This window comes from Cupriavidus sp. MPR-AND1C (assembly GCF_058809705.1).
Map to the genome: position 1 here is coordinate 1 of NZ_JBXASU010000025.1, position 13,372 is coordinate 13,372.

The 13,372-nt window shown below is 66.3% G+C and carries 10 protein-coding genes and 1 tRNA gene; 8 read left to right on the top strand and 3 right to left on the bottom strand.

What is annotated here, in order from left to right; all coding sequences use genetic code 11:
* Window positions 1-173: 173 nt before the first annotated feature.
* Entirely contained in the window at window positions 174-1,121 is a 948-nt protein-coding gene (trxB, locus tag AC1RWI_RS15685; protein WP_043344442.1) for a thioredoxin-disulfide reductase, read from the bottom strand.
* Between the two features lie 170 nt (window positions 1,122-1,291).
* Between trxB and AC1RWI_RS15690 the strand changes: the two genes are divergently transcribed.
* The 4 genes from AC1RWI_RS15690 to AC1RWI_RS15705 all read left to right on the top strand — a co-directional run bounded on the left by AC1RWI_RS15690 (window position 1,292) and on the right by AC1RWI_RS15705 (window position 6,096).
* Window positions 1,292-3,616 carry a DNA translocase FtsK gene (locus AC1RWI_RS15690; RefSeq protein ID WP_043344443.1) on the top strand — a complete coding sequence of 775 codons (2,325 nt, stop codon included), beginning with the start codon at window positions 1,292-1,294 and terminating at the stop codon, window positions 3,614-3,616.
* Between the two features lie 133 nt (window positions 3,617-3,749).
* Complete coding sequence (gene lolA, locus AC1RWI_RS15695; RefSeq protein WP_043351351.1) at window positions 3,750-4,388, top strand: outer membrane lipoprotein chaperone LolA; 639 nt, start codon at window positions 3,750-3,752, stop codon at window positions 4,386-4,388.
* A gap of 8 nt (window positions 4,389-4,396) precedes the next feature.
* Window positions 4,397-4,816, top strand: coding sequence for a hypothetical protein (locus AC1RWI_RS15700; RefSeq protein ID WP_052494443.1), 420 nt, complete (start codon window positions 4,397-4,399; stop codon window positions 4,814-4,816).
* A gap of 236 nt (window positions 4,817-5,052) precedes the next feature.
* The gene (locus AC1RWI_RS15705; protein WP_492867350.1) at window positions 5,053-6,096 is read left to right on the top strand and encodes a Fe(3+) ABC transporter substrate-binding protein; all 1,044 of its coding nucleotides are present in this window, start codon (window positions 5,053-5,055) and stop codon (window positions 6,094-6,096) included.
* A 201-nt stretch (window positions 6,097-6,297) separates the two neighbouring features.
* Here AC1RWI_RS15705 and AC1RWI_RS15710 read toward each other — a convergent pair whose 3' ends face one another.
* Both AC1RWI_RS15710 and AC1RWI_RS15715 read right to left on the bottom strand, forming a co-directional pair.
* Entirely contained in the window at window positions 6,298-6,978 is a 681-nt protein-coding gene (locus AC1RWI_RS15710) for a hypothetical protein (RefSeq protein WP_492867352.1), read from the bottom strand.
* Window positions 6,979-7,186: 208 nt separating this feature from the next.
* Window positions 7,187-8,848 carry an ABC transporter permease gene (locus tag AC1RWI_RS15715; RefSeq protein WP_492867354.1) on the bottom strand — a complete coding sequence of 554 codons (1,662 nt, stop codon included), beginning with the start codon at window positions 8,846-8,848 and terminating at the stop codon, window positions 7,187-7,189.
* Window positions 8,849-9,058: 210 nt separating this feature from the next.
* On the opposite strand from AC1RWI_RS15715, the gene AC1RWI_RS15720 reads away from it, so the two are divergent.
* The 4 genes from AC1RWI_RS15720 (at window position 9,059) to AC1RWI_RS15735 (ending at window position 13,243) form a co-directional block, all read left to right on the top strand.
* Window positions 9,059-10,120, top strand: a complete 1,062-nt coding sequence (locus tag AC1RWI_RS15720) for an ABC transporter ATP-binding protein (protein WP_492867356.1) — start codon at window positions 9,059-9,061, stop codon at window positions 10,118-10,120.
* 104 nt (window positions 10,121-10,224) lie between these two features.
* Window positions 10,225-11,604 (top strand): replication-associated recombination protein A, encoded by a 1,380-nt coding sequence (locus AC1RWI_RS15725; protein WP_052494445.1) that lies wholly within the window; start codon window positions 10,225-10,227, stop codon window positions 11,602-11,604.
* Window positions 11,605-11,761: 157 nt separating this feature from the next.
* A complete protein-coding gene (gene serS, locus AC1RWI_RS15730; protein WP_043351360.1) occupies window positions 11,762-13,075 on the top strand; it encodes a serine--tRNA ligase in 1,314 nt (437 codons plus the stop codon).
* Between the two features lie 78 nt (window positions 13,076-13,153).
* Window positions 13,154-13,243: transfer RNA gene (locus tag AC1RWI_RS15735), tRNA-Ser, on the top strand.
* Window positions 13,244-13,372: the final 129 nt, after the last annotated feature.

Sequence of the window (13,372 nt, forward strand, 5' to 3'; positions counted from 1 at the left end):
GGTTTGGCGGGCTTGGCGGGCTTTCTGGCGCCGTGCGTCATGGCGAGTCTCCGGGGTGCTCGGCGTGATTATAGGGTGGCAGGGCGGGGCGCGGCTGGTGCGTGCGGCGGCATCACCGGCTCGAAAAAGACAAAGGCCGGGCAAGCCCGGCCTGAGCCTTCAGTCTTTGTCCTTTACTGCAGGGCTTCCACGTAGCGCTGCGCATCCAGGGCTGCCATGCAGCCCGTGCCGGCGCTGGTGATCGCCTGGCGATAGATGTGGTCCTGCACGTCGCCGGCTGCGAACACGCCCGGGATGCTGGTGGCCGTGGCATCGCCGGCCAGGCCGCTCTTGGTGACGATATAGCCGTTGTGCATCTCGAGCTGGCCTTCGAACAGTTCGGTGTTCGGCTTGTGCCCGATGGCCACGAACACGCCCGCCAGCTTGAGGTCTTCGACCGTGCCGGTGTTCACGTTGCGCACCTTCAGGCCCGTCACGCCGGAGTCGTCGCCGGTCACTTCTTCCAGCACGGAGTTCCAGCGGATTTCCACGCGGCCTTCCTTCTCGCGCTGCAGCAGGCGGTCGACCAGGATCGGCTCGGCGCGGAACTTGTCGCGGCGATGCAGCACGGTCACCTTGCTGGCGATCTGGGACAGGTAGAGGGCTTCTTCCACGGCGGTGTTGCCGCCGCCGACCACGGCCACTTCCTGGTTCTTGTAGAAGAAACCATCGCAGGTGGCGCAGGCCGACACGCCGCGGCCCATGAACAGCTCTTCCGACGGCAGGCCGAGATACTGGGCCGAGGCGCCGGTGGCGATGATCAGCGAATCGCAGGTGTATTCACCGGCGTCGCCCACCAGGCGGATCGGGCGTTCGGTCAGCTTGGCGGTATGGATGTGATCGAAGATGATTTCGGTGTTGAAGCGTTCGGCATGCTCCAGGAAGCGCTGCATCAGTTCCGGGCCTTGCACGCCGTTGGCGTCGGCGGGCCAGTTTTCCACGTCGGTGGTGGTCATCAGCTGGCCACCCTGGGCCAGCCCGGTGATCAGCACCGGCTGCAGGTTGGCGCGGGCCGCATAGACGGCGGCGGTATAGCCGGCGGGGCCGGAACCGAGAATCAGCACTTTTGCGTGTTTGGCCATGATGCTTTCCTATGGCTGGTGCGCCTTGATGCGCACTAGCGTGAATCGAAACCAGCATTATAAGTGGACCGGCGTTTGCTCACTGTTGCAAATTCCAATGGGAGCGATAGCCCTGGCCAAGGTTAAAATGGCCGGCACCACCCTCTTCCGTTGGCAACCCAGATCCAGGCATGGCCCGAGCTACTACCACAACACGTACCGATCCTTCCGCGCTGCCCTCGCGCATCGGCAAGCTGCTGGGCGAAGTGCGCTGGTTCCTGTTGCTGGCGGTCACACTGGCCTTCGTCTGCATCCTGGCCAGCTACAGCAAGGCTGACCCTGGCTGGTCGCACGCCAACCATGTGGCCGACATCCACAACCTCGGCGGCCGCGTGGGCGCCTGGATGGCCGATGTGCTGTTCTTTATCTTCGGCTTCTCCGCCTACTGGTGGGCGGTGTTGCTGGTGCGCCGCTGCTGGCGCGGCTGGCGCGCGCTGACCGCCGAGTTGCCCGAGCGCAACGGCGAGGCCCGGCAGGGCCTGGTGGTGAGCTGGATCGGCTTTGGCCTGTCGCTGACCGCCAGCATGGGCCTGGAGGCCATCCGCATGTATCCGCTGCGCGCCGCGCTGCCACGCGCCCCGGGTGGCGTGCTGGGCGACCTGCTCGGTGGCTGGATGCAGATGGCGCTGGGCTTCACCGGCGCCACGCTGCTGCTCTTGCTGACGCTGGCCATCGGCCTGTCGCTGTTCTTCCATTTCTCGTGGCTGTCGGTGGCCGAGCATGTGGGCGGCTTCGTCGAGACGCTCTTCCTCGGCTTCAAGGCGCGGCGCGAAAGCAAGCAGGATCGCATCATCGGCGAGGCGGCCAAGGTCGTGCGCACCGAAACCGTGGAAGTGCAGCGGGTCAAGATCGAGGAGGCCACGCCGGTGCAGATCGTGCGGCCCCAGGCGGTGCCCAAGCACGAACGCGTGGAGCGCGAGAAGCAGCAGCCGCTGTTCGCCGATATCCAGGACTCCGACCTGCCGCCGCTGGCGCTGCTGGACCCGATCCCCACGCACCAGGAAACCGTCAGCGCCGAAACGCTGGAATTCACCTCGCGCCTGATCGAGAAGAAGCTCAAGGATTTCGGTGTCGAGGTCAAGGTGGTGGCGGCCTACCCGGGCCCGGTCATCACCCGCTACGAAATCGAGCCGGCCACCGGCGTCAAGGGCAGCCAGGTGGTCAACCTGGCGCGGGACCTGGCCCGTTCGCTGTCGCTGGTTTCCATCCGGGTGGTGGAAACCATTCCCGGCAAGGTCTACATGGGGCTGGAACTGCCCAACCCCAAGCGCCAGACGGTGCGGCTGTCCGAGATCCTTGGCTCGCAGGTCTACAACGAGAGCGCGTCCAACCTCACGATGGCGCTGGGCAAGGACATCGCCGGCAAGCCCATGGTGGCCGATCTGGCCAAGATGCCGCACTGCATGGTGGCGGGCACCACCGGCTCCGGCAAGTCGGTGGGCATCAACGCCATGATCCTGTCGCTGCTCTACAAGGCCAAGGCCGAGCAGGTCAGGCTGATCCTGATCGACCCGAAGATGCTGGAGATGAGCGTCTACGAAGGCATCCCGCATCTGCTGTGCCCGGTGGTGACCGATATGCGCCAGGCCGGCAACGCCCTGAACTGGGCGGTTGGCGAGATGGAGCGGCGCTACAAGCTGATGAGCAAGCTGGGCGTGCGCAACCTGGCCGGCTACAACAAAAAGATCGACGAAGCCGCCTCGCGCGAGGAGAAGCTTCCCAACCCGTTCAGCCTGACCCCGGACGCGCCCGAGCCGCTCGAGAAGCTGCCGATGATCGTGATCGTGATCGACGAGCTGGCCGACCTGATGATGGTGGTGGGCAAGAAGGTGGAAGAGCTTATCGCGCGCATCGCGCAGAAGGCTCGCGCCGCCGGCATCCACCTGGTGCTGGCTACGCAGCGTCCGTCGGTCGACGTGATCACCGGCCTGATCAAGGCCAACGTGCCGACGCGCATCGCCTTCCAGGTCAGCAGCAAGATTGATTCGCGCACCATCCTCGACCAGCAGGGCGCGGAAGCGTTGCTCGGCATGGGCGACATGCTCTACCTGGCACCTGGCACCGGCGTGCCGATCCGCGTCCACGGCGCCTTTGTCTCCGACGATGAAGTGCACCGCGTGGTCGAAAAGCTCAAGGAAGGCGGCGAGACCAACTACATCGAGGGCATCCTTGAAGGCGGTGTGGCCGAGGGCGACCTGGGCGGCGATGGCATGGGCGGTGGCGCGGGCATTGGCGGCGGCGGCGAAGCCGATCCGCTCTACGACCAGGCTGTCGACGTGGTGCTGAAGAACCGCCGCGCCTCGATTTCCCTGGTGCAGCGCCACCTGCGCATCGGCTACAACCGTGCCGCGCGGCTGCTGGAGGACATGGAAAAGGCCGGCCTGGTCTCCGCCATGTCGGGCAACGGCAATCGCGACATCCTGGCCCCGGCGGGCACCGCCCGCGAGGAAGAATAAGCGGCCGCACGTAACATGTTGTTACGTGCGAAGCACATCGTTGCGGAATCCGGCGCGTGCGCGCCGCTCTAACCGGACAGGCAGTGCAGCCGCCCCGGCGGTGCGCACCCTCCAACCCAGCAAGGACAACATCATGCGAATCCGCATTCTCGCGTCGGCATGCGCCGCGGCGGCCATGCTGTCGCTGACAGCGACGGCGGCCATGGCGGCCGGCACCGACCAGCTCCAGGCCTTCGTGGCGGGCGTGAAGAGCGCCAAGGGCGAATTTACCCAGCGCCAGGTAAAGGGGCAGGGTGACAGCCTCAAGGTGGCCGGCACCTCCAGCGGCACCTTCGCTTTTTCGCGCCCTGGCAAGTTCACCTGGCGCTACGTCAAGCCGTACGACCAGTTGCTGCAGGCTGACGGCCAGACGCTCTACATCTACGACAAGGACCTCAACCAGGTCACAGAGCGCAAGCTCGATGGCGCCCTCGGGTCCAGCCCCGCCGCGATCCTGTTCGGCAGCAACGACCTGGAAAAGAACTTTGTCGTGAAGAACGGCCCGACGCGCGACGGCGTGGAGTGGCTTGAGCTCACGCCGAGAGCCAAGGACACGCAGTTCGAGCGCATCGGCATCGGCTTCAAGAGCGGCAACCTGGAAGCGATGGAGTTGCGCGATGCCTTTGGCAACACGACGCTCCTGACCTTCAGCGCGATGCAGAAGAACCCCGTGCTGCCGGCAGACACCTTCCGCTTTGCGGTGCCCAAGGGCGCCGATGTGCTCAAGCAATGAGGCGCGCCATGATCCCCGCATTCCTGACCCGGCCGGCCTGGCACCGTTGCGGTGCCGTTGCCGGCATTGCCGCCGCAGCGTTGCTGGCCGCCTGCGCCAGCCCCGGTGCCAGCAAGCAGTTCGACGTGGATGCCTTCCTGCGTGCCTCCGATACGGCGCTGCCGGAAGTGCTTGCCAATCCGGATTTTCTCTCCGCCACGCAGGCCAGCGCCAACGATTGCGCCGTGCTGCTGCAGTCGGTCGGCAGCGGCGTGCTGGAAGGGCTGCCGCCAACCGGCGGCGGAAATGGACCCGCCTGGCTGCTGCATCCGGCGGGCGCCCCGGCCAAGGTGTGGCTGGTGGTCAGCAAGACCGGCGGCGAGCGGACCTGCCATGGGCCGCTGCCTGCCGATGCCATGAAGGCATTGGTGGAACGCGCCAGTACCTGAGTGTGATGCACGGATAACGCCGGGCGCAATCGAAGACCCGGCGGTATCTGCCGTCCCGGTCCGCGTTTCAGCGTCCCGATCGGCACTTTTACCTCCCCAGGCTTACCGCGAGAAAAGTGACAACGTTGTAACTTGACTGCCAAAACGGGAATGATTATTGTTTCTAGGTTGTCTTGTCCAGGATGCATGGATGGCATCGTCAGGACGGCATACAACAATCATCGAAGAGGAGAGTCATGACCGTATTCCGCCGCTTGCTGCCACGGGCCACAGCGCTTGCCGCGCTCGCTGTTCTGACGCTGCCGCTCGCCGCGCACGCACAAGAAAAGGTGCTGAACCTTTACACCGCGCGCCACTACCAGACCGACGAAGCGCTCTACGCCAACTTCACCAAGCAGACAGGCATCAAGATCAATCGCATCGAAGGCCAGGAAGACCCGCTGCTGGAGCGCATCAAGAGCGAGGGCGCCAACAGCCCGGCCGATGTGTTCATCACCGTCGACATCGGCCGGCTATGGCGGGCCCAGCAGGCGGGCGTGTTCGCGCCGCTCAAATCGAGCGTGCTGGAGTCGCGCATCCCCGCCAACTACCGCGACCCGAACGGCGACTGGTTCGGTTTCTCGGCTCGGGCCCGCGTAATCGCCTATAACAAGGCCGCGGTCAAGCCCGGCGACATCAAGACCTACGAAGATCTCGCCGATCCCAGGTGGAAGGGCAAGCTGTGCATCCGCTCCAGCGGCCACGTCTACAACCTGTCGCTGATGTCCAGCCTGATCGCCCATGACGGCGAGGCCAAGACCGAGCAATGGACGCGCGGCGTGGTGGCCAACCTGGCGCGCGCGCCCAAGGGCGGCGACACCGACCAGCTCAAGGCCGTGGCGGCGGGAGAGTGCGATATCGCGGTGGCCAACACGTACTACATCGCCCGTATCCTCAAGTCGGCCAAGCCCGAGGACAAGGCCGTGGCGGAGAAGCTTGGCGTGCTGTGGCCCAACCAGGCCAGCCAGGGCGTGCACATGAACATCTCCGGCGGCGGCATGCTCAAGCATGCGCCCAACAAGGCGTCCGCGCGTGCGTTCCTGGAGTACCTGGCCAGCGATGACGCGCAGCGTTATTTTGCCGATGGCAACAATGAGTGGCCCGTGGTGGAAAGCGTGAAGATCAGCAATCCGGCGCTGGAAGCGCTGGGCAGCTTCAAGGCGGACAAGATCAACGTGGCCGAACTGGGCAAGCACCAGCCGCAAGCGCAGAAGCTGGCGGACAAGGCTGGCTACAAGTAAGAGGCTGTTTCAAAATGAAGCGAAGCGGTTCTGGCTAGGCGCGCGGCCGCAGACAGTACAAGTGGTACGGCAAGGCCGCGCAACGACGCCAGAATCTTTTTGAAATGGCCTCTAAGAAATCAAGAAGAGGCCAGCGCGGCCTGGCCGGCGGGACGGGGATGGCGGCGCGAGCCGCCATTTTCTATTTCCCATTCTCCATTTCTATGGCTTGGGCAGGGGCCTGGCTTTGGTCCCCGGCCCCTTGGCGGCGTTGCTCTCGCCGCCGTCGCCAGGTTCAAGGCGGCGGAAGTTCAGCTTCGCGCCGCGCTCCCTGTGCTTCTCGAAGGTCACCTTCAACTGCTCGCGCCGCTTCTTGTGCGAGTGGCCCAACGTGCCAGCCGCATATGGCAGCTTGGCCACCACCTTGCCCGCGGTCTGGCGCTCCAGGAGCACGTCCAGCGCTTGCCGCGCGCGTACCTGTGCTTGCAGCAGCGCGTCCGAGGGATTGGCCTTGGCGCGGATCATGTCGTAAGGCAACATGACCGGCCCGGCAAGCTGGCGCAGTGCTGCGCGGATGTGCGGGCTGTCCAGCCCGGCCTCCTGGAGCACCCAGGCCGCGTCATGGCGCAGCCAAGGCTCCGGGTCGCCGAGCTTGCGCAGCAGGGCAAGTGAGATATCTGCCTGAAGGTAACCATGCGCGCGCCGCACCGCATTGAGTGCGATGCGCCTGACATGGAAGTTCTCGTGATCGAACAGGTCCGCCACAAGGCGCTCGACCATGCCCGGTTTTTCCAGTTGCTCAGCCAGTTGGCCCGCCAGGGCGATTTCCTCGACGGCGCTGATCCGGTCTTGCTGGGTCATCCGGTTCAGCTTGAACACGAGCATGCGGTAACGAAGCTGCATAACACTCCCTGAAAACGCTGCGAACAAATGCCGGGCAAGGATTGCGGCCGGCACAGTCAGGTTGCGGCGCGAAGCACGTCAGCGGTGGGGGCAGACCGCCTGGCTCGCACGAAAAGGGGTGCGGCGGGCCGGGGCGCAGCTTCGGACTAGGGGGATATCGGCAAGACGTTGGAGAACTTTAGGAAAATCCGTGGGCGGCTTGGCCGGCCTATTCCCTAGCATCCCGCGCATCCCGCCGTATCGAGCGCGACAGCAGGATCACCGGCAGCAGGCCCACTGCCACGATGACCAGCGAGGCGGTGGCGGCCTCGGCCAGTCGCTCGTCGGAGGCCAGGTTGTATGCCTGCACGGCCAGCGTGTCGAAATTGAACGGCCGCATCACGAAGGTGGCGGGCAGCTCTTTCATGACGTCGACGAAGACGATCAACGCCGCGGTCAGCAGGCTGCCGCGCAGCATTGGCAGGTGCACGCGCCGCAGCGTGGCGCCGGGGCCGTGGCCCAGGCTGCGCGCCGCCGCGTCCATGCCCGGCGTGATCTTGACCAGGCCCGCGTTGACGGTTTGCAGGGCCACGCCCAGAAAGCGCACCAGGTAGGCATAGACCAGAGCGGCAATGCCGCCGGTCAGCAGGAGCCCGGCCGACCATCCCAGATGCTGCTGCAGCCATGCCGACATGGCATTGTCCAGTCGCGCCACCGGCACCAGCACGCCGACCGCTACCACCGAGCCGGGCAGGGCATAGCCCATGCCGCACACCCGCGTCAGCCCGCGCAGCAGCCAGCCCCGGCCGGCGGCCATGCCGCGCCCGGCATAGCCGATCACCAGCGCGGCCAGCACCGCGATCAGCGCGGTCACGCTAGCCAGCAGGAAGCTATTGCGCACCAGGCCGATAAAGCGCTGGCCGAACTGCGCGTCGCCTTCGGCCAGCGCCATCTTGCACAGCATCAGCGCCGGAATGGCAAAGCCCAGCAGCACCGGCACCGCGCATACCAGCAGCGCCAGCGCGGCGCGCCAGCCATGCAGCCGGTAAGCCGGCGCGCGGCGCTGGCCACCGTGCACGCGGGCGCGGCCCCGGCTGGCACGCTCGACCAGCAGGATACCGATCACGAACAGCAACATGCAGGCCGACAACTGCGCTGCCGCGTTCTTGTCGCCCAACGAGAACCAGGCGCGGTAGATGCCCGTGGAGAAGGTCGGGATGCCGAAGTAGGCCACGGTGCCGAAATCGGCCAGCGTCTCCATCAGCGCCAGCGCTGTACCAGCCACGATGCCGGGGCGCGCCAGTGGCAGCATCACCCGCCAGACGCTGCCCCAGGTGCCATAGCCAAGCAGCCTGGCCGCTTCCAGCGTGTTCAGCGTTTGCTGCAGGAAGGCCGCGCGCGCGGTCAGGTAGACGTAGGGATAGAGCACCAGCGTGAACAACACGATGGCGCCGCCCAGCGAGCGGATATCCGGGAACCAGTACTCCCGGGCGCGCCAGCCGGTCAGCTCGCGCAGCCAGCTTTGCACCGGGCCAGCGAACTGCAGGGCATCGGTATAGGCGTAGGCGATGACATAGGCCGGCATCGCCAGCGGCAGCACCAGCGCCCATTCCAGCCAGGCCCGCCCGGCGAACCGGTAGGTGCTGACCAGCCACGCGGTGGGCACGCCCACCAGCAGCACGCCGGCGCAGACGCCGGCCAGCAGCCACAGCGTATTGCCAACGTACTCGGCCAGGACTGTGTCGGCCAGATGCCGCCAGGTGTCGCCGCTGGGCTCGAACAGGCTGCCAGCCACCTGCGCGATCGGCAGCGCGATCAGCAGCGCGGCCAGGGCGGCAACCAAGGCTAGCGGGTGCAGGCGGCGGGTACGGCTAGGGCGAAACAGGCTCATGCGGCAGCGGCGTAGGTGTCGGTATTGGCGAGGGACGGGGCGTGGCCCGGCGGCGGGGCGCGGCCGGCAGGCCTTCGGGCAGGCCATCGGGCAAGCCCCGCATTCTAGCAATGCGGATACGCCGGGCAACGCATCCGCATGTGACAGACATCCAGGGCCCGCGTCCATATAATGCTCGGCATGCCAGGCCACCCGCATTCCAATTCGTCCATGCCCGCACGATCCGATATCGTGATCGAGGTCGATCGCATTCACCATGGCTTCGGCAGCCAGCGCGTTGTCGACGACCTGTCCTTCACCCTCGCGCGCGGCAGCATCGCCTGCCTGCTCGGCCCCAGCGGCTGCGGCAAGACCACCGTGCTGCGCGCCATCGCCGGATTCGAGCCGCTACGCGAAGGCCGCATCCTGCTGCAAGGGCAGGTGATGTCGTCGCCGGGGTTTGCCGTGGCGCCCGAGCACCGGCGCATCGGCATGGTGTTCCAGGATTACGCCTTGTTCCCGCACCTGAACGTGGCCGACAACGTCGCCTTCGGGCTGCATGCCGTGGGGCGCGGCGAACGCGCGGCGCGGGTCGAGGAAATGCTCACGCTGGTGGGCCTGGCCGGTTCCGGCGGCAAGTTTGCGCACGAGCTCTCGGGCGGCCAGCAGCAGCGCGTGGCGCTGGCGCGCGCACTGGCGCCGAAGCCGGAGCTGCTGCTGCTCGACGAGCCGTTCTCCAATCTCGACGTCGACCTGCGCGAGCGCTTGAGCCTGGAGGTGCGCGACATCCTCAAGGCCCAGGGCACCACCGCCATTCTGGTCACCCACGACCAATATGAAGCCTTTGCCATGGCCGATGAGATCGGCGTGATGCACGCCGGCGCCATCGAGCAGTGGGACAGCGCGCATAACCTCTATCACCGGCCGGCCACGCGCGTGGTCGCTGACTTCATCGGGCAGGGCGTGCTGATGCCGGGCCTGCTTGCCAGCCCGCACTCGGTCACGCTGGAACTCGGCACGCTGCATAGCAGCGAGCCGTTGGGCGTACCGCCCGCAACGGCAGAGGTCGATGTGCTGATCCGCCCCGACGATATCGTGCACGACGATGACAGCCCGCTGCGCGCGAAGATCCTGCACAAGGCCTTTCGCGGTGCCGAGATCCTGTACACGCTACGCCTGGCCGGCGGCGGCCAGGTGTTGTCGCTGGTGCCTTCGCATCATGACCATGCGCTCGGCGATCACATCGGCATTCGCGTGGAGGTGGACGACGTGGTGGCGTTCCGGCGCGGCTGAGCGGGCCGCGCGGCCGGCCGCGCGCGATGGTCTACACTGTCAGGTTCCTGGGCGCAGCCGGCACGCACCGTGCGCGCCTGACCTGACTTAAAGGCCTGAATACCGTGGCGGACACGCTGTTTTCCGAAGCTCCCGATCGTTCCCAACAACCCCTGGCCGAGCGTCTGCGCCCGCGCAATATCGATGAGGTGATCGGCCAGCAACACCTGCTTGGCGCTGGCAAGCCGCTGCGGGTGGCGTTCGCGTCCGGCGAGCCGCACTCCATGATCCTGTGGGGCCCGCCCGGCGTGGGCAAGACCACGCTGGCGCGGCTGATGGCCACAGCCTTCGACGCCGAGTTCATCGCGCTGTCGGCGGTGCTGTCCGGCGTCAAGGACATCCGCGAGGCAGTCGAGCGTGCTGAGCAATACCGTGCCCACGGACGGCGCACGCTGGTGTTCGTGGACGAGGTGCACCGCTTCAACAAGAGCCAGCAGGATGCCTTCCTGCCGCACGTGGAAAGCGGGCTGTTCACCTTTATCGGTGCCACCACCGAGAACCCGTCCTTCGAGGTCAACGGCGCCTTGCTGTCGCGCGCCGCGGTCTACGTTCTCAAGAGCCTGGACGACGCCGAGCTGACGCAGCTGGCGCGGCGCGCCAGTGAAGAGCTGGGCGGCCTGCAGTGGGAGGACGAGGCGCTGCAGCTGATCGTGGCCTCGGCTGATGGCGATGGCCGCAAGCTGCTCAACAATATCGAGATCGTGGCGCGCGCCGCGCGCAGCGCCGGCGCGCCGGTCATCGACAACGCGCTGCTCGGCAGCGCGCTGTCGGAGAACCTGCGCCGCTTCGACAAGGGCGGCGACGCGTTCTACGATCAGATCAGCGCGCTGCACAAATCCGTGCGCGGCTCCGATCCCGATGCCACGTTGTACTGGTTCTGCCGCATGATCGACGGCGGCGCCGATCCGCGCTACCTGGCGCGCCGCATCGTGCGCATGGCGTGGGAGGACATCGGCCTGGCCGATCCGCGTGCCGCCCGCATCACGCTGGATGCCGCCGAGACCTACGAGCGCCTGGGCTCGCCGGAAGGCGAGCTCGCGCTGGCGCAAGCCCTGATCTACCTGGCCGTGGCGCCCAAGTCCAATGCCGGCTACAACGCCTACAACACCGCGCGCGCCTTCGTGGCCAAGGACAAGTCGCGCGGCGTGCCGGTGCACCTGCGCAACGCGCCGACCAAGCTGATGAAAGAGCTGGGCTACGGCCACGCTTACCGCTACGCGCACGACGAGCCCGAAGCCTATGCCGCAGGCGAGCATTATTTCCCCGATGACCTCAAGCGGCCGGGCTGGTACAAGCCCACGCCGCGCGGGCTGGAAGGCAAGATTAGCGACAAGCTGCGCCACCTGCGCGATCTTGACGCGCAGTGGCTCCGGCAGCAGGGCAAAGGCAAGGGCCGGGGCGAGGGCGGTGGCGAAGGCGGCGGCGAGGGCGGCGCAGCGCAATAGCACGCATCACCCCTGGCCGGCGGCATGTCCCCGCGAACAGCGGGCGCTCCGCCGGCTTGTTCTCCAGCCAGCGGTTCGGCGTGGGCCCGGGCCAGTACAGTAAAATGCCAGATCCGCCAGCATGTCGCTGGCCAATGCACCTGCCCTCACACGCAACATGCTAGACATCCAGCTGTTCCGCAAAGACATCGACGCCGTGGCGCAACGCCTTGCCACGCGCGGATTCCAACTCGACGTAGCGGCCTTCCAGGCACTCGAAGCCGAGCGCAAGCAACTGCAGACCCGGACCGAGGAGTTGCAGGCGCGCCGCAACAGCCTCTCCAAGCAGATCGGCATGCTCAAGGGCAAGGGCGAAGACGCCTCGGCGGTGATGGCCGAAGTCGGCGGCATCGGCGACGCCCTCAAGGCCTCGGCCGCGCGCCTGGAAGAAATCCAGGCCCAGCTCGCCGAGATCATGGAAGCCATCCCCAACCTGCCGCACGAAAGCGTGCCGGTGGGCCGGGACGAGACCGGCAACGTGGAGGTGCGCCGCGTCGGCACGCCGCGCAGCTTCGACTTCGAGGTCAAGGACCACGTCGACGTGGGCGAGCGCCTCGGACTGGATTTCGATACCGCGAGCAAGGTCACGGGCTCGCGCTTTGCCATGCTGCGCGGTGGCATCGCACGCATGCACCGCGCGCTGGTGCAACTGATGCTGGACACCCACACGATCGAGCACGGCTACACCGAGATGTACGTGCCTTACATCGTCAATGCCGCCTCGATGCGCGGTACCGGCCAGTTGCCCAAGTTCGAGGAAGACCTGTTCAAGGTGCCGCGCAAGGTCGGTGGCGAGAACAGCGAGGGTGGCGAGCGCACCGAGAACTTCTACCTGATCCCCACGGCCGAAGTGCCGCTGACCAACATCGTGCGCGACGCCATCGTGGCCGGCGACAAGCTGCCGCTGCGCTTCGTTGCCCACACGCCTTGCTTCCGCTCGGAAGCCGGCTCCTACGGCCGCGACACGCGCGGCATGATCCGCCAGCATCAGTTCGACAAGGTCGAGCTCGTCCAGGTGGTGCAGCCCGAGCATTCGTTCGACGCGCTCGAGCAGCTCACTGGCCACGCCGAAGCTATCCTGAAGAAGCTGGACCTGCCGTTCCGCACCATGGTGCTTTGCACTGGCGACATGGGCTTTGGCAGCACCAAGACCTATGACCTCGAAGTGTGGATCCCCGCGCAGGGCACCTACCGCGAGATCAGCTCCTGCTCGAACATGGGCGACTTCCAGGCCCGCCGCATGCAGGCCCGCTTCCGCGCAGGCCAGGGCAAGCCGGAACTGCTGCACACGCTCAACGGCTCCGGCCTGGCGGTTGGCCGCACGCTGGTGGCGATCCTGGAGAACTACCAGAACGCCGACGGCTCGCTGACAGTGCCGGCCGCATTGCAGCCGTATCTGGGCGGCTTGACGCGCCTGGAGCCCGAGGCGTAAATTTTCACGCGAGGGGCTTGCAGTGGAAACGAGATTTCCTCTATAATCTTGTTCTTCGCGACAAGCGACCCAGTTACCGGAGAGGTGGCAGAGTGGTCGAATGTACCTGACTCGAAATCAGGCGTAGGTGCGAGCCTACCGTGGGTTCGAATCCCACCCTCTCCGCCAGCAGTACGCAAAGCCCCACGATTCCTTGAGAGTCGTGGGGCTTTTGCTTTGGGGGTACGGTTCGCGCGCGTTGCCGGCTCACGCGATATCCTCTGCGCGCCTTCATTGGGCGGGCCTGGGCAGGGGAGC

Excerpts from the sequence above, each read along its gene's own strand:
- AC1RWI_RS15715 (WP_492867354.1), bottom strand. The coding sequence starts at position 8,848 with ATGAGCCTGTTTCGCCCTAGCCGTACCCGCCGCCTGCACCCGCTAGCC.
- lolA (WP_043351351.1), top strand. The coding sequence starts at position 3,750 with ATGCGAATCCGCATTCTCGCGTCGGCATGCGCCGCGGCGGCCATGCTG.
- AC1RWI_RS15705 (WP_492867350.1), top strand. The coding sequence starts at position 5,053 with ATGACCGTATTCCGCCGCTTGCTGCCACGGGCCACAGCGCTTGCCGCG.
- AC1RWI_RS15710 (WP_492867352.1), bottom strand. The coding sequence starts at position 6,978 with ATGCAGCTTCGTTACCGCATGCTCGTGTTCAAGCTGAACCGGATGACC.
- serS (WP_043351360.1), top strand. The coding sequence starts at position 11,762 with ATGCTAGACATCCAGCTGTTCCGCAAAGACATCGACGCCGTGGCGCAA.
- AC1RWI_RS15700 (WP_052494443.1), top strand. The coding sequence starts at position 4,397 with ATGATCCCCGCATTCCTGACCCGGCCGGCCTGGCACCGTTGCGGTGCC.
- AC1RWI_RS15690 (WP_043344443.1), top strand. The coding sequence starts at position 1,292 with ATGGCCCGAGCTACTACCACAACACGTACCGATCCTTCCGCGCTGCCC.
- AC1RWI_RS15720 (WP_492867356.1), top strand. The coding sequence starts at position 9,059 with ATGCCCGCACGATCCGATATCGTGATCGAGGTCGATCGCATTCACCAT.
- trxB (WP_043344442.1), bottom strand. The coding sequence starts at position 1,121 with ATGGCCAAACACGCAAAAGTGCTGATTCTCGGTTCCGGCCCCGCCGGC.